General features: G+C 48.1%; 16 protein-coding genes. 11 read left to right on the top strand and 5 right to left on the bottom strand.

What is annotated here, in order from left to right; genetic code table 11:
* Positions 1-83: 83 nt before the first annotated feature.
* Positions 84-1,334: a DUF4912 domain-containing protein gene (locus tag ACJ2PR_RS30970; protein ID WP_446879869.1), complete on the bottom strand. Its 1,251-nt coding sequence runs from the start codon at positions 1,332-1,334 to the stop codon at positions 84-86.
* 390 nt (positions 1,335-1,724) lie between these two features.
* On the opposite strand from ACJ2PR_RS30970, the gene ACJ2PR_RS30975 reads away from it, so the two are divergent.
* The gene (locus ACJ2PR_RS30975; RefSeq protein WP_446879870.1) at positions 1,725-2,501 is read left to right on the top strand and encodes an LmeA family phospholipid-binding protein; all 777 of its coding nucleotides are present in this window, start codon (positions 1,725-1,727) and stop codon (positions 2,499-2,501) included.
* A 157-nt stretch (positions 2,502-2,658) separates the two neighbouring features.
* On the opposite strand, the gene ACJ2PR_RS30980 is transcribed toward ACJ2PR_RS30975, so the two are convergent.
* The 4 genes from ACJ2PR_RS30980 to ACJ2PR_RS30995 form a co-directional block, all read right to left on the bottom strand.
* On the bottom strand, positions 2,659-4,050 hold the full coding sequence (locus ACJ2PR_RS30980) for a malic enzyme-like NAD(P)-binding protein (RefSeq protein ID WP_446879871.1): 1,392 nt from the start codon (positions 4,048-4,050) through the stop codon (positions 2,659-2,661).
* A gap of 669 nt (positions 4,051-4,719) precedes the next feature.
* Positions 4,720-5,421 (bottom strand): hypothetical protein, encoded by a 702-nt coding sequence (locus tag ACJ2PR_RS30985; RefSeq protein ID WP_446879872.1) that lies wholly within the window; start codon positions 5,419-5,421, stop codon positions 4,720-4,722.
* A gap of 245 nt (positions 5,422-5,666) precedes the next feature.
* Positions 5,667-7,310 carry an MBL fold metallo-hydrolase gene (locus tag ACJ2PR_RS30990; RefSeq protein ID WP_446879873.1) on the bottom strand — a complete coding sequence of 548 codons (1,644 nt, stop codon included), beginning with the start codon at positions 7,308-7,310 and terminating at the stop codon, positions 5,667-5,669.
* 76 nt (positions 7,311-7,386) lie between these two features.
* Positions 7,387-7,509, bottom strand: a complete 123-nt coding sequence (locus ACJ2PR_RS30995; RefSeq protein ID WP_446859354.1) for a hypothetical protein — start codon at positions 7,507-7,509, stop codon at positions 7,387-7,389.
* 162 nt (positions 7,510-7,671) lie between these two features.
* Here ACJ2PR_RS30995 and ACJ2PR_RS31000 point away from each other — a divergent pair, with 162 nt between their 5' ends.
* The 10 genes from ACJ2PR_RS31000 (at position 7,672) to ACJ2PR_RS31045 (ending at position 16,422) form a co-directional block, all read left to right on the top strand.
* A complete protein-coding gene (locus ACJ2PR_RS31000) occupies positions 7,672-8,274 on the top strand; it encodes a DNA-3-methyladenine glycosylase (RefSeq protein ID WP_446879874.1) in 603 nt (200 codons plus the stop codon).
* Positions 8,275-8,597: 323 nt separating this feature from the next.
* Entirely contained in the window at positions 8,598-10,031 is a 1,434-nt protein-coding gene (locus ACJ2PR_RS31005; RefSeq protein ID WP_446865855.1) for a circularly permuted type 2 ATP-grasp protein, read from the top strand.
* A 95-nt stretch (positions 10,032-10,126) separates the two neighbouring features.
* Positions 10,127-12,796 (top strand): NACHT domain-containing protein, encoded by a 2,670-nt coding sequence (locus ACJ2PR_RS31010; protein WP_446879875.1) that lies wholly within the window; start codon positions 10,127-10,129, stop codon positions 12,794-12,796.
* Positions 12,797-12,840: 44 nt separating this feature from the next.
* Entirely contained in the window at positions 12,841-13,053 is a 213-nt protein-coding gene (locus ACJ2PR_RS31015; protein ID WP_446859261.1) for a hypothetical protein, read from the top strand.
* The gene (locus tag ACJ2PR_RS31020) at positions 13,034-13,318 is read left to right on the top strand and encodes a type II toxin-antitoxin system RelE family toxin (RefSeq protein ID WP_446879876.1); all 285 of its coding nucleotides are present in this window, start codon (positions 13,034-13,036) and stop codon (positions 13,316-13,318) included. Before ACJ2PR_RS31015 ends, ACJ2PR_RS31020 begins: the two co-directional genes overlap by 20 nt.
* A 134-nt stretch (positions 13,319-13,452) precedes the next feature.
* Complete coding sequence (locus ACJ2PR_RS31025) at positions 13,453-13,665, top strand: hypothetical protein (protein WP_446879877.1); 213 nt, start codon at positions 13,453-13,455, stop codon at positions 13,663-13,665.
* A gap of 73 nt (positions 13,666-13,738) precedes the next feature.
* On the top strand, positions 13,739-14,035 hold the full coding sequence (locus ACJ2PR_RS31030; RefSeq protein WP_446879878.1) for a hypothetical protein: 297 nt from the start codon (positions 13,739-13,741) through the stop codon (positions 14,033-14,035).
* Positions 14,028-14,399, top strand: coding sequence for a type II toxin-antitoxin system RelE/ParE family toxin (locus ACJ2PR_RS31035; protein ID WP_446865849.1), 372 nt, complete (start codon positions 14,028-14,030; stop codon positions 14,397-14,399). The genes ACJ2PR_RS31030 and ACJ2PR_RS31035 overlap by 8 nt, the downstream gene beginning before the upstream one ends.
* A gap of 113 nt (positions 14,400-14,512) precedes the next feature.
* Entirely contained in the window at positions 14,513-15,466 is a 954-nt protein-coding gene (locus tag ACJ2PR_RS31040; protein ID WP_446859268.1) for an alpha-E domain-containing protein, read from the top strand.
* Positions 15,467-15,555: 89 nt separating this feature from the next.
* Complete coding sequence (locus tag ACJ2PR_RS31045) at positions 15,556-16,422, top strand: transglutaminase family protein (protein ID WP_446879879.1); 867 nt, start codon at positions 15,556-15,558, stop codon at positions 16,420-16,422.
* Positions 16,423-16,601 lie beyond the last annotated feature (179 nt).

Raw genomic sequence — 16,601 nt, forward strand, 5'->3', positions numbered from 1 at the left:
AGGGAAAGACTAGGGAGATTTAGAAAAACTAGAAAATAGGCGGAAGAAGAAGGGGATTGAAAGGCTTCATCCCTCATCCCTTCTTAGACCAACCACTCCTGCACTGCTTCTTCTTTGGTGTTGGTGCGACGGCTGGGAGTTTCACGCTCAAACTTCATGTGAACTTCGCGGGTCTGTTCGCCATCCACCGCAACGGCCATAATCGGGTAGTCAATCATGCCATCTTGGAAAGACATCTGGAAACGGAACGTGCCGTCGGGGTTGAGTTTGATGGGCCGACCGCCGATCGTTACAGTAGCATCAGGTTCAGTTGCGCCGTAGACAATCAGTTCTGCATCCGCAACTAGCCAAAATTGACGAGGACGAATCGGCGGCATTGAGGCAGAAAAGCCGACTCCCGACATCCCCACGCCCGACATCGTTAAGCCAGAAGTCGTTGGCACTGCCCACATGCCTACACCCGACGGGAAGACGTAGGAACTGATGGCTTCTTCGTGAATGGGAACCTGCTGCATGGAGCCGTAGAGCGACCCGGCGATCCGTTGAGCTTCGATGCTTTGAGCCAATCCAAAAATTTCGTCGTAGATGGGGTTGCTGGTCATCGTGCCTGCGATCGCCGCTTCGCCCATCATCATGCGTTTGGCAGGAGGCACCAATTCAAGGAAAGTTTTGTCGCGCAGATCTTCTTCCCACGAGACGGTGATGAACTGATCTTCAATCCAATCAGAGGGGTAGACCGGAGGCACTCGCACTGGAGTAGAACGCGCTAAGACGAGCCAACGACCATCTGCACAGCGATAGCCAATCTCAGCCATGTAATCGCGATCGCTCACCGGAATCGGCAAATACCATTCTCTCGCCAACTCATCTGAGGGATATTCTTGGACGCTGTGGGGGCTTTGAAACTGTAAGGTCAGGTCGGTAACATCGTAGATTCGCAGGGCAAGTTGTTGACCGCCTTGAGAGCGCAGCGCTTCTTTGTGTTCGTTGGAGACATCCCAGTAGGTGTACGCCCATTGGGGATCGCGGGGCATCAGCACGATGCGGCTCTCACCATAACCCTGGGGTAAATCTGCCAGGTCTTCATCAACGACGGCTAAAGAACCACCTGTGAGATCACTCTGTCCAACATCAAACTTTGCTGCTTCCACTTCTTCCTGTGCCTCAAGTTTACGGGATGGGTTTGTTGAAAATCGGGTGCGCTGGATTTCTTCGATCGACGCTAAAAGCTGATCTTTTCGCATTCGGCTATAGCGGGAGACTCCGTACTCACTTGCAACTCGTCTCAGTTGCCGTAGGGTCATTTCTTCGAGAGGGGGACGTTCGGTTGCCATAATTATTTGCTCCAATCTTTTCTAACCGCATCAATCGTTCCTAACGACTCGTCTAAGTTTACCTTCGTTAACAATCCGGGGATCGCTCTCTACTGAGTCATAGTGCCCAAAAGTCCGAGCTGGGTCAAGGGGTCAAAGCGTTGAGTTTCGGTCGATCGACGAGTTTTCGGGCAGATCGGGGATCGTAATGTTATGAAGTCATGACATTTTCTCTAACTTGGGGATCGCCAAATCATGCTTACAGAAGGTAAAGATCCCAAAAGAAATCTAAATGTCAGGATTTCTTGACAATCAGCACCCAAAAAAGGAATTTAGCAAAGGCAAAAAGGACGACTGTAGTTTCCTGTATGCTGTAGAGCAACCTACGATCATCCTTAATGTTGAGGCTGTATGGATTCTTCTCAGTCTGATGTGAACTCAAACCCAGTGGAGGAGCAGACTGATCCCCCAACTCAAAAAAGTCGTCTGATTAGCAAAATTTTGTCTCCGGCGGTGAGGTTGTGGCTACGATCGCAGGTCGAACACGTCGAAGCGTTGCAGCTAGAGATTGCGGCGGGCGATCGACAAATTCTGTCGGGCTGCATTCCCAAGATCACGCTGTCGGCTTGCAAAGCGGTTTACCAGGGTCTGCATCTGAGCGAGATTTTTTTAACAGGAGCCAATATTCGCGTCAATCTAGGTCAGGTGCTGCGAGGTAAGGCTTTGGAGTTGTTGGAACCCATTTCTGTTGAGGGGTGGGTACTGTTGCACCAGGCAGATCTGGATGCGTCTTTGAAGGCTCCTCTATTGGCAAATGGAGTCAAAGAGTTTTTGATTATGCTGCTTAAGTCAGGTGATCTGACCGATTCTCTCTCTGATCCCGATTTGAATTTGCAAAACCTCCAAATTGCCCTCGAAGAGAATCAGGTTCTCATCAGTGCCTCATTAATTTCTGTAAGTGGAGCCGTGAGCGCGATCGCCATTCGTACCGGATTTGAGGTGGCTAGTCCCCATCAGCTAAAACTTGTCAATCCTCAATGGCTCCCCCATGCCAAAGCAAAACGAGGAATGGCGATCGACGACCTCAACGGCTACACGGTCAGCCTCGGAACAGAAACTCAAATTCAACAATTGACGTTGACGGCGGGACAGGTGGTGTGTGAGGCGAGATTGTTGGTGAGTCCTTGAAGAAGGGATGAGGGAGAACTTCGATGATCTGTTCCCCTTTTGGGTAATCCGCTTCGCGAGGAGGGATGAGGAATGAGGATGAAACAAGTGTGCGGATTGGTTTGGGTGAGCACTCCTGGCTTTGTTTTTGAGGAAATTTGTGATCCGGCAATCTTGCTTAAATTCTGGCGACTCCATCTTCGCGAGCGGCTCGTTGAACGGCATCAGCAACAGCAGTGGCTACACGATCGTCAAACACAGACGGAATGATATTTTCTCGGTTTAGATCACTGTCAGCAACTAGACTGGCGATCGCTAGAGCAGCACCCAAGTACATGCTAGTAGTGAAGCCAGAGGCACGACAGTCTAATGCACCGCGAAACACTCCGGGGAACGCTAACACGTTGTTGATTTGATTGGGGTAGTCGCTGCGTCCGGTCGCCATCACTGCCACATCATCGTGCACCAGTTCGGGCTGAATTTCGGGGACGGGGTTGGCCATCGCGAAAACGATCGGATCTTTTGCCATTGATCGCACCATTTCAGGCGTAACCACTCCCGGCGCACTCACTCCTAGAAAGACATCAGCAGCTTTCATTGCGTCTGCAAGTTTACCCGGTTGCTCGACTGCAAAAGCACGTTTTTGATCGTTTAGATCGGGACGATCGTTTGACAAAATGCCTTTGGAATCACACATTACGATTTGAGTCGCACCCGCTTTGAGGAGGAGATGAGCGATCGCAACCCCGGCGGCCCCGGCTCCATTGATCACAATCTTTACTGTAGATAGGGATTTTTTGACGACTTTTAGGGCGTTGGTCAGAGCGGCCAACGTGACGATCGCCGTTCCGTGTTGGTCGTCGTGAAAGATGGGAATGTTAAGTTCTTTTTGAAGGCGGGCTTCGATCTCAAAACAGCGCGGAGCCGCAATGTCTTCTAAATTTACACCTCCGAAGACAGGAGCAATGTTTTTCACCGCTTCAACGATCGCGTCGGTGTCCTGCGTTGCGAGACAAATCGGAAAAGCATCCAGTCCGCCAAATTCTTTAAACAGCATGGCTTTGCCTTCCATCACGGGCATGGCGGCTTCGGGGCCCAGATTGCCCAATCCTAAAACAGCGCTGCCATCGGTCACGATCGCCACAGTGTTGCGTTTGATGGTCAATTCGTAAACGCGATCAGGGTTTTGGGCGATGGCCATACAGACGCGACCGACTCCTGGGGTGTAGGCCATGGCCAGATCTGACTGCCTGCTCAGAGGGGCTTTACTACGAACGGTGATTTTGCCGCCTTGATGGAGCGCGAAGGTGCGATCGTAGCTGTTGAGAACTTTAACGTTGGGCAGTGCTTTCACCGCTTGAATGATTTCTTCGGCATGTTCGGTGCTGGCGGTATCGACGACAATTTCTCGTGTGGAGGAGTCGCGGGTTTGTTCGACGACATCGATTTGCCCCATATTGCCGCCGCGATCGGAGACGGCTTGAGTGACGCTAGTAAGCATTCCGGGCTGATTGGGCACTTGAAAGCGGATGGAGAGGCTGTAGCTGGGATTGGGGGTGAGATTTGCCATAGCGGTATTTTAGATTTGGGAGTTTAGATCTTAGATTGAATCGGAATCTAAAGTCCAAATTAATCAATCTTTTGTAGCTTAAAGGAAGGCAAGCAGCAAGATTGTACTCAACTGCACGAATTCAGCACAAAATCGGTATAGAAGTTGAATCATTGAGTGGCAGCAGTTCAATACCACCCATTATTGGATTGCCTTAAAACTACAACTTTATAGCGAGAGAAATACTGGGGTTTTTAGCGATCGCGGACTTAAAAGTACTCCCTAAAGTGCAATGTAGATCTGTCTCTATTTATTCCAGGTGTACTGTAGAAGCGATCGTATGAGCTAGAGTTTGGTAGTGTTTCAAAGAGGAAGTGAGATGATACGACTTTGAAGATTGTAATTATGCAATCTGTTCTCTAAGTGTCTGTTCTCTAAATGAAGGTGAATATGTAAACTTTGAGAATGTGGGCGAAGCGGATGAGCAAGTATGGAGACTTAAACTAGCAGAAATCCAGCCTTGTGTTTAATGGAAGCCTCTTGACCAAGAATTTGAATTCTAGGAATTGTACATTACCAATCAAAATGGGCAATATTGCAACTATTGAATCGGTAGTCTAAAGTTTTTCAAACTGATTTCTGTGATATTTGGCATAAACTCACAAAATCTCAAGAGGCTGAAAGTAACTTTTATTCAAAAGCGTTCGAGTTTTCTACAAGCTTTGTTGCCGTCTCGCTTTGAGCTTGAGAAGATCCCAATAAGCTAAAGGCAAAACAAACGATCGTGCTCATCACAACCATTTCGCCGCCGTCTTCTAATAGCCCAATTAGAGAACTTATTTTTGTGAAGTTAAGGACACCATGAATCATGTCGATGACCACCCCAAACAGAACCAAAGTAAGCATTAACAAAGTTAAGCGTTTAGAAGTTCTTCTAAATTTATAGTCTCCAAACCGATAGGAAACAGCAATAAAGATTAAAAATGTTAACCCAAATGCTCCAGATACAATTAGCTCTCCTAAATCAATGGCTCGTATACCTAATAAGTCGGAAAACGCAAATCTTATTGAAATAGACTCACCTAATCTCTCATGGATATGTAGCGAATCATCTAGTAATAGATAGACAAATAGTGAAGCCCAGCTTAAATATAGAATTGAGCGTCTTTCTAGTGCAGTCAATCCTAACAAAAGAACAATCCAGTACTCTTTGATATATTGAAAAAATTCTGCATATCCACGATCGGCTTCGATCGAGAAGAGATGACTATTTGCGAGGCTCGTTTGCCAGTGGACGAGATGAACAAATATAAGACCGACATCTGTCGCTAGACATAAATAAAGTAATCTAGTTGCCCAATTGCTTAGACTGAGTTTTAACCAAAATTTCACTTAAGCATTCTCCAAACAGTTGAGCTAGTGGCGATCGAAACTATCAATCACTCGCCCAAAATCCGCCGCCCAAACGCCTATAGGCTTTGACAGATTAGGTTCAGTAATTGATAACTAAACTATAACCAGACCTTAACTTAATGATACCCAGGATGACAGATCTACACCAATCTCAGGTTAGATTTTTGAGATCACTTCAGAGAGCAGTAGAGCAACTGTTATTTCTCAATTACTTTTCTCGTTCTCTAGCTGTCTGATCCTCTGTCTTCTATCTCTTCCAAACTTTCGCTTAGAGCTTGGGTCGCCTCAAATCCAGGACAATAGCCGTCGGGTGTCACCTTAAAGTTAAATAAGGGAGAACCTGGATTCCAGCAGCGCTGTCCGCGAAAATGACGACAATTTTGACAGCATTCTCTCAGCGACCAATCGGGAAGTCGATCGCCTCCCTGATTCAATAATTCACGCTGATGTAGCCCTCGCAAAACCAGTTCTTCTCCCTGCCAGCGAGCTTCGATCAGGCCTGTATCGGCTAGTGATCGCCAGCGCGGATCGGCCATCACCGAGTCAGGAAGTGTAATTGTCACCACCGTTCCCAATTCTGCCAGTTCGCCTTCATAGTTATTGTCAGGTGCAACAGGCTGCAAAAAAGTTTCGCCGATCGGCAGTTCTACCAAACTTCCGGCTGATGGCGAATGTAGATGATAGCGATTGTGCAATTCTTCTAGCCCCGTCAAATCAGCCAAATAATTGGGCGCTCCATGCACAAACACCACATGTTGAGGGCGCAAATTGTGAATTAGCTGAGTGGTACTGGGGCCGTCACAATGTTGGGCCAGAAGATAGGTCTCGATCGCGATCTGAGACGAAGAAACTTCCTCGATCGCTTGCCCTTCTTGCTGACTAACCTGCTGCGGCAACAACACCAGCCACGAATCTTCGGGTTGACAAAACTGGTTCAAATCGACAGTGAGATCAGTGAGAACGATACAGGGATGCGTAATCGTCGATCGCTGTTCGACCTCAAGGTGACGCACATGGGGACGGACTCGCTCATCCCAAAATAGCGGTTGGTGACGGGCAAAATTTTGAACAGCGCTCGGCAAACTAGGCAGCAATTCTAGGTAGGCATCGCAGCCCGCTGCCACCGTTCCATTCACCCAAATGTCGATATTGCGTCCGGTAAACAAATGATGGCTTCGCAACAACATCAACAATTCTTGCCCCAAACCCAACGTCGGCAAGGGTAAGAGAACGGATTGATTATGAGCGATCGCGCTGCTAATTCTTTCGGCAAGCTGGTTTTCTTGTTGTCGTCGATGGGGATATCGGGCCGTGCCATAGCTGCCTTCGACAATCAGCACATCTGGCTGCAAGCTCCGCAGTTCTTCCAGGCGTAGCCCTTCGACGAGGCGAGAGTTAGAGAGAAAGAAATCCCCTGTGTAGAGCACTGTGTAGGAGCGATCGGAAACGGATGGAGGCGGCGTGTACGTCAGCAAAATGACGGCCGCTCCGGGTAAGTGTCCGGCGGGAAACAATTCTGCGGTTAGTCCATCTTGAAACTCAACGGGCGATCGCCACGGCAGGGCATGGCTAAACATCGGTGCACCTGTCCAGTTGAGCGGCAGGAGTTGAGTCGTCACCTCGCTGGAATAAATGGGCAGTTTGGGAAATGCTTGATGCAGTGACAGCAATCCTCTTGCATGGTCGGCGTGGGCGTGGCTGCACAACACCAAATCCGCAGGACAAACGTCAGCCCTCAAGCCAGTCAGCGACGAAAGGTCACGCAATCCACAATCGAGCAAAACCCGGTATGGCCCCATCCGGACGAGTAAACACACCCCTTCATCCGCATGACCCACGCCATAGGGCAAACAATCCAGTTGAATCACAGTCTAACGATCGCAATATCTGGTTATAGAAATCGCTCTTGGCGACCAACGTCTAGCTTTAATCTAAACGACTCGATTAATGGGCTGACCCGTTGCCGTGGTAGTTGTCAGAGTCGTAGAAGCCGTTGCGGGTGCCAAAGAAAAGACACGCGATCGTGAAAACGCCAGTCAGCATGAGTAAAACGAGCTTGACATCCATATGAGTTTCTATGATGAGTTTATCTGAAGTGTACCGTTGATGAGGCAGAAATGCCTGTAACCTTTGGCAGTGATCTTATACTGAACTCTCTGTAATCTTGATAAACCAAAGATTTTTCTCAGATTCTCCTAAAGTGAGAAGTGGAGTTTTGAGTTTTGAATTTTGAGCATTACGCCTTTTATTCAACCAGATTGGCTGTCTCGATCGTCTCTTCTCGTCGCGCCTGATTTGTTGGGCTGTACGATCGTGCGTCGGTTGCCAGATGGGTCACTGATTCGGGGGCTGATTGTGGAGACGGAGGCTTATACGGAGGGCGATCCGGCTTGCCACGCTTACCGCCGTCAGACTCCGCGTAACAAAGTGATGTTTGGCCCGGCGGGGATGACCTATGTGTATCTGATTTATGGGATGTATCACTGCTTGAATGTCGTGACTGATTTGGATGGCATTCCTAGCGCGGTTTTGATTCGGGCGTTGCAGTTGGAGACGATTCCGGTGTGGTGTCCTGCCGAAAAGCCGTCTCGTGTGGGTGCTGGGCCCGGAAAACTCTGTCGTGCGCTCAAAATCGATCTCACTCTAACGGCAAAACCGCTACAGCCTGGAGAGCCTTTGTGGTTGGAGCCTCGCAGCCAGGATTATCAAGATCAGATCGATCGCCACTCGATTTCCTTTGTCCAGACGACGCGCATCGGGTTGACTCAAGGAGCCGACTTGCTCTGGCGGTGGTATGTCAAAGATTGTGCGGCGGTGTCGAAGAAGGGATGAGCTTGAGTTTTGATGAGATCTTTCGCTACGGTGATTAATCCGGACAGTCCCCTAAATCCCCCACGAGTGGGGGACTTTGAACCAGAAGTCTTCTCTTGAGGTTTCTTAAAATTGGCAGCTTGGGGGGCAGAAGCGCTGAACAACGCAGCGAAAAAACTTCATCGAATTGATGTCAAATAGTATCGAACTTTGTAGCTCGATCGTCGGTTCTACTCAATCTATAATCCTTGAGGGACGATGAAAAGAAAATAACGTAGTCGTTGTTACAGTTTGAAGTCGGACACAATTCTATTGATTAGGGTAACGTTAACGTTGGGCAAGCCGTGAACTTGGACGATTACGAACCTGGTGATTTTTACGATGAGCTTTTTATCACCAAAGGGCAACCTCGGCCCGAAGCCGTTCCTTTGATCAATCGGATTAACTCATTGACGATCGCAGAGCTACAACGCCGTCAGCAAGCGGCCCAAATTGCCCTGTTTAAGATGGGTGTGACGTTTAATGTCTACAGTGACAATGAGGGCACCGAGCGAATTTTTCCGTTTGATATCATTCCACGGGTCTTGTCGGGTCAAGATTGGGCCAAGCTTGAGAAGGGGTTGAAGCAGCGAATCTATGCGCTCAATCAGTTTCTTAGAGATATTTACGGCGAGCAGAAGATTATTCGAGACAGCGTGATCCCGGAGGAGTTGATTCTCTCATCTAAGGGATTCATGAAGCAGTGTCTGGGGTTAAAGCCGCCAGAAAATATTTGGTGCCATATTACTGGGACGGATCTGGTGCGCGATCGCGATGGCGAGTGGTATGTGCTCGAAGACAATTTGCGCTGTCCGTCTGGGGTGTCTTATGTCTTAGAAAGTCGGCGCGTGATGAAAAGTACGCTGCCCCTTGTCTTTAATACGATGAAGATTCAGCCTGTGGAGGAGTATCCCAGTCATCTGCTCGAAACGCTCCTGAATCTTGCGCCCAACCATTTGCCCGATCCCACCGTCGTTTTGCTGACACCGGGAATGTATAACTCGGCTTATTTTGAGCATTCTTTTTTGGCGCAGCAGATGGGCGTGGAGTTGGTCGAAGGTCGGGATCTGGTCGTGTCTGATGGCTATTTGCAGATGCGGACGACCAAGGGCTTAAAGCGGGTAGACGTGATTTATCGCCGCATTGATGATGAATACATCGATCCCCTGGCGTTTCGTCCCGATTCGCTGTTGGGGATTCCGGGCTTGATGGAGGTTTATCGTAACGGTCGATTGGGATTGGCGAACGCACTGGGAACCGGGGTCGCTGACGACAAAGTGATTTATGCCTTCGTTCCGGCGATGATTCGCTATTATTTGGGCGAAGAGCCGATTCTTTCAAATGTCCCGACTTATCTCTGTTGGGAGGCACAGCAGCAAAATCACGTTCTTGCCAATTTGGATAAGCTCGTCGTCAAAGCGGCGGATGAGTCAGGCGGTTATGGGATGTTAATCGGCCCACATTCGACCCAGGCGGAGCAAGCTGAGTTTGCCGAGAAGATCAAAGCTAACCCGCGCAAGTATATTGCCCAGCCGACTCTCGCACTGTCTCGTGTCCCGTCTCTAATCGGAGATCAGTTTGAGGGTTGTCACGTCGATCTACGCCCTTATGTCCTTTACGGCAAAGAGATTTATGTCAATCCCGGTGGTCTAACTCGCGTCGCGCTCAAAAAAGGCTCTCTCGTCGTCAATTCATCTCAGGGCGGCGGCAGTAAAGATACCTGGGTCGTCTGTCAGTGAAGAGCAGCCCATGACTTGATTTCACCGCTACTGAGTCTGACTGCTACCCTAGATGCCATCTTGGTAACAAGATTCGATACCTCTGAGCATTCAGTATGTTGGAATGGTCAATAACGATCGGCGCTGCGGAAATCGGTAAAGCCATCTTTGAGCAAGCTCTGAAGTTGGGGCAATCTGCCGCAGAGGACTACGTAAAGGATTTCTTGAAGGGTTGCCTCAAAGAAGGGATCACGGCTGCCAAACCAGAGGTGGCAAAAAAAGCGGTGGCAATGGCTCTAAAAGAGTTTCTGGCGATCGTGGCAGAAGAACTGGAAGATCAAGAATTATCGAGAGCAGAAATCCGCGATCGCTACGATCCAGCCCTGATTGAGTTTGTGAAAAATGAATCGGTCAAACCTCTGTTGGGCAAAGCGTTTGAAAAAGACTGTGCGGCGATTGACACGACAGCGTTAGAAACTATTTGGAAGCGATCGAGGTTGAGAGACAAGTCGTTTCCAGTTCTGCCACAGAGATTTGACTGGCAGCAAGTCGGCAGTTTGTATCTAGAAAGAGTGCGGCGAATCGTGCGAGAAATGCCGGAGCTGCGATCGCTTCTAGAAACTGAACTACTAGAAGAAATTGCTCATAACACGGCTCAAATCTCACCCGGTTTTGATGTCGCTAAATATCGAGAGAGTTTGCAGTGTAGCTATGGGCATTTGAAGCTGTATGCGATCGACAGTACCGATCAAATGGATGCGATCAAGCTCTGGAATATGTTCATTGAACAAACAGTACGAGAAGCATTACCACCAGAACTGCCGCTAGATCTAAAGCGTCAACTCCAAGCACGGGGACAATTAGAATCTGATTTGTCTCCCGAAGCTCTAAAACACTATCGACAAGCCTACTTTCAGCAACCCTCTCAGAAGGTGTTGGAGGCAGTTGCAGATTCTCAACGAGCGGTGATGCTGGGCGATCCGGGGGCAGGAAAGTCTACGCTATTGCAATATCTGGCGCTGGAATGGGTGGAGAGCAAGACTAAATTATTGCCGCTATTAATTGAGTTGAAAGAGTATGCAGTTGCGCCAGTTAATAACTTTTTAGACTTTCTGCATCGTGGGCGGGGTGTCGATTGGCAGTTTGATCAACAGCAACTTGATCAGCATTTGCAGGAACATTCAACGCTGGTGATGTTTGATGGATTGGATGAGGTGTTCGATCGCTCCACTCAATCCGCCATCATTGACGACATCATCCGCTTTGCCCAGCAATATCCGAAAGCGCAAATCTTGATTACAACGCGCACTATTGGCTATAACCCAGAACGACTACAACACGCGAATTTCCGTCACTTTACGATTCAGCCGCTCGATACTGATGAGATTCATGAATTCATCGATCGCTGGTACACCTTGGCGTTAGGAAATGATGTCGATAAGCTTCGATTAGTCACACGATTGAAAGAAGCGATCGCCAACTCCAAAGCCATCCAAAACCTTGCAGATAATCCCTTATTGCTGACGATGATGGCAATTCTAAATCGACGGCAAGAATTACCCCGCGATCGTGCCGACCTCTACGATCAAGCCTCGCGAGTGTTGCTCTATCACTGGGATGTGGATCACAAGCGGTTAAATTTGCCGATGGATACGATCGGGCGGCGCGAAAAACAGGAAATGTTACGCCTGATTGCCTACGAGATGCAAACTAGCGAAGACGGGCTGAAAGGAAATCTGATTAGCGCCGATCGCCTGACTCGAATTTTGACCGACTATTTGCGCGATCAGAGCTATGGTGAACCGCGTGAGAAGGCGAATCGGGTGGTTGACCAGTTGCGGCATCGGAATTGGATTTTGTGCGATCGGGGAGCCGACACCTATGGCTTTGTTCATCGCACTTTTTTAGAATATTTTTGCGCGATTGAGATTGTTCATCGATTTGAGAAACAGCGCACTTTGACCTTTGAACAATTGCGAGATGAGGTCTTCGGTCAACACTGGCAGGATGAAACTTGGCATGAGGTTTTGAGGTTGATTTGTGGGACGCTTGACGAGAAAATTGCTGGGACATTAATCAGCTATTTGATGAGTGAGGAAACTTGGGAATATGAGTATAGACATTTATTTCTTGCGGCTGAATGCTTATGTGAAGTAAAAAACCGTAACCTTGTAGAAGAGATCTCGACAGCATTGCTAGGAGACATAAAATCTCTTGTAGATGGTCTTAGTTTTTCTGAGGAGGCATCACTTGATGCTTATTACTGTGCTCAAATTAATGCGGCTCAAGTAGCAGTAAGGTTAGTATCTCAAATTTGGAAAGATGACCCTGATACTTTCTTCTGGCTCAAAAACTATGCTGAGGTTGATGATGGTTCTCAGAACATGATAGGTGTCCGGTTTGAAGCAATCCAAGGGTTAGTACATCATTGGAAAGACAGCCCAGACACACTACTGCTACTTGAGATGCGTGCCCAATATGATTCCTCAGTATGGCTGAGACAAACAGTAGTCAAAGAAATAGCTAGAGGCTTGAGGGATGATTTATCAGGACTAACACTATTGTGTAATATCGTCATCAGCGACAACTCAGACAAAGATTATCCCAATGAAACTACAGTTTTGGTTAATCCTCGTCTAGTTGCTCTCAGATATATAGTTGAGAACTATCCGACCCATCCCAAAACGATCGAACTGCTGCACGATCGCTCCCTCAACGACCCCGACGAGCAACTCCGAAAATGGGCACAGGAGCAACTAGAAAAGATGGCAGGTGAGAGACAATAGAAACACGATCGCAGAAAGGCAAAACTTAATTGGTGGAGAAAACCGTGGAAATTCAAGAACTGAAGATGTTAATCAAAGAAACTATGCGGGAAGTTTTACGGGAGGAGCGATTGATGCTCTGCAAAATCCTGGTGCCCTATGTTGATGATGCCGAACAAGCAGAACTAGAAGCCGAGTTTGGTTCGCCCGCTGATTATAACGAAGATGAAGCGACTGATATGACAGCGTGGGTGAAGCATGGCAATCAAGTTTCGTAAACAAGCAGTCAAATTTATCGAGAAGGCTGACCCTAGCACCTTCAGCCGAATTCAAGCAAGTCTGAATCAACTGCTGATTGTTGTTGAAGAACAAAGCATCATTCCGTTTACAGAACTTGACATCAAACAGATGAAAGGGAAATGGGAAGGCTTCTACAGGCTCCGAATTGGCAAAGTTCGACTGATTTTCACAGTTGATATCGCCTCTGGTGATATCGAAGTGTATGTCATTGGCAATAGAGGTGACATTTACAAGAAAGATTAATTGCTATACCCCCGATCGCACCCATCCTAGAATCCTTAAACTGCTGTGCGATCGAGCAACTCACGGCAAGCCAGAAAACTTGCATTAGCCTGTGAAGTCATGAATCCAGTTAACTATATTCGGAGAGAAAGCCCATGACGGACTCTACCCCAACTATGAACGACACTCAACTTCGAGTCAAAGCGATCGCCGCTCTCAAGAAAGAGCTAGGCATGGTAGCTACTTTACGCTTTCTAGCTTTGATCAACCAAAACTCAACCGACTATGTAGAAATTTCTTGTCAGATTTACGAAGAGCAGCAATTGGACGAAATTTTTTCCAGAGCAAAGGAAAACTGGAAAGGTTAATTGCTTACCCATTCCAAAACTCTTGAACTGCTGCACGACGCTCCCTCAACGACCCCGACGAGCAATTGCGACAATGGGCACAGGAGCAATTAAAAATTCAAACTATAGAATTACAAATGGAGGACATGCCATGACATCGCAACTTCAACAAGCGATTAATCTAGCTCAGTCGCTTTCATTCGCAGAGCAGCTTGAACTTCTAAAAACACTATCCACAATCATTCAACAAACCCATTCTCTAGAAAATCAAGCCACGCCGGAAGCAGATACAAACTTTTCAACAGAAAGCTTTCGTAACTCTTGGCAGCAAGCAGTAACCGGACAAACCCTACCTCTTTCTCAACTTTGGGAGGGTATTGAAGTTGACTGACGACGCACCCTTGGTCGAGATTAGACTGACTCCTGAGTTTCAACATAAGCTGAAAGCATTAGTCAAGAAGTATCGCCAAATTCGAGCTGATCTTCAGCCCATTCTTGAGCAATTGCAAATTGGAGTATCTCTAGGAAATCAAATTCCTGGTATTGGTTCCACAGTTATGAAGGTGAGGCTCAAAAACAGCGACAGTCAAAAAGGGAAAAGTGGTGGCTATCGTCTAATTTACTGGATCGTATCTACTGAGTTGATTGTTTTGTTAGACATTTACTCAAAGTCTGACCAGTCAGATATAGAAGTAGATGAGATTCGTCAAATCATCAAAGGATTTAACACAACTTCTGAAGAAACAAATGTTTGAAGCTTTCCTCACCAACGTTCAACCCATCCCAAAACGATCAAACTGCTGCACGATCGCGCCAACAGTCCTTTACGATAAACCAATCGGCAAAAATCTCATCTCCAACCTCTCTTATGCTTAGTCGCGTTGCTGACTCAATTTACTGGCTCAATCGTTATGTCGAACGGGCCGAAAACATTGCTCGATTCATTGATGTGAATTTGACCCTGCTGCTCGATTCGCCTTTGGGATTGGGACAACAGTGGGAACCGTTGGTGATGACAACCGGAGACTTGCCCCTGTTCAAAGAACGGTACGGCGAAGCCACCCAAGAGAACGTGATTCGATTTTTGACCTTCGATCGCGCCTATCCCAACTCAATCCTGTCTTGCCTTCAGTCCGCACGAGACAACGCCCGATCGGTGCGAGAAATCATCTCCTCCGAAATGTGGCAGCAGGTCAACGCCTTTTATTTCCTGGTCAAAGAAGCCTCAGAGAATCAGTCCTTGTCTAATCTTTCTGACTTTTTTGTCGAAGTCAAACTCGCCAGTCATCTCTTTGTCGGAGTCAGCAACGCCACCATGACCCACAACGAAGGTTGGCACTTTGGGCAAATTGGACGATTTCTCGAACGCGCCGACAAAACCACCCGCATCCTCGATGTGAAATACTTCATCTTGCTCCCGTCGGTCAAAGATGTCGGCACTACATTAGATGAGTTGCAATGGATGGCCTTGCTCAAGTCAGCTAGCGCCTACGAGATGTATCGCAAACGAGGACTCCACCGCATCTCGCCCCAGTCAGTTGCAGAATTTTTGGTCTTAGAGCGAGAATTTCCCCGATCGATTCGTTTTTGCATCCAGCAAGCCGAACGATCGCTCCACGAAATCACGGGCACGCCACCGGGAACGTGGAACAGTCCAGTCGAACGCGCTTTAGGAAGATTGCGATCGGACTTAGACTACATCACGATCGACGAAATCGTTCACACTGGCCTTCATGAATTTCTCGACAATCTACAAGGACGCACTAACGATGTCGGTAAAAAGATCTTCGAGACATTCTTTGCACTGGAGCCGATCGGATAAAAAATGCGGGTTGAATCCCAGAAACACCGTCCCACCTTCAGCGATCACAAACTACCCATTTCATCCCTCATCCCTCATCCCTTCTCTCTTTGCTTTACCAAATCACTCACACTACCACTTACACCTACAGTCAGCCTGTGATGTTGCAGCCTCATCTGGTACGATTGCGACCGCGATCGGATGGTTGGCAAACCCTGCAAATGTTCATGCTGACCGTCACCCCCACCCCGTTGTCTCGATCGGACATCACCGACTTAGATGGCAACACGCTGATCAAACTATGGTTTCCGCAAACGCTTACAGACTCGCTAGCGATCACAGTCCAATCACAGGTCATCACTCATCAGAGCAATCCCTTTAACTATCTAATGGAGTCTTGGGCACTCAAACTGCCGATCGACTATCCTTCCTCACTGCTCTCCCAACTTCAGCCCTACCTGATCGGACAAGGGTTGAAGTACCCCACCGCCATCGACCCGATCGCCCTGCAACTAGCCCAGGAGATTCAGCAAACCACCCAAAGCGACCCGATTCAATTTTTAAGAGAACTCAATCAGCGCATCTACCAAAACTGCCAATACATGATCCGCGAAACAGGCGCACCCACCCCACCCGGAGTCACCTGGAGCGAGAAGAAAGGTTCCTGTCGAGATTTCGCTGTTTTGTTTGTCGAAGTGTGTCGAGCGATCGGACTGGCTGCCCGATTTGTCAGCGGCTATCAAGAAGGCGATTTGGACAGCGCTGATCGTCACCTCCACGCCTGGGCAGAAGTGTATCTACCGGGAGCAGGTTGGCGAGGCTATGATCCGACGCATGGGTTAGCAGTGAGCGATCGTCACATTGCCTTAGTTGCCAGTTCCCTGTCTAGTTACGCCGCCCCCATCTCTGGTAGCTTCAAACAAACAGGCGGCATACAATCTGAGATGAAGTATCACCTGCAAATTCAAGGAACGTGAGTTTAATCAGGTTTTTCGCTGTGTTGTTTAGCGCTTCTGCCCCCCAAGCTGCCAACTTTGGGAGACTTTTAGATCAGATTTCTGGTTCAAAGTCCCCCAGCCTTGAGAGATTTAGGGGGCTGACCCCTGCTTGACTGACAAAACTAGGAAGCCGGAATGCAAGAGAGGACAGTAAATTC

This window comes from Phormidesmis sp. 146-33, assembly GCF_052939515.1.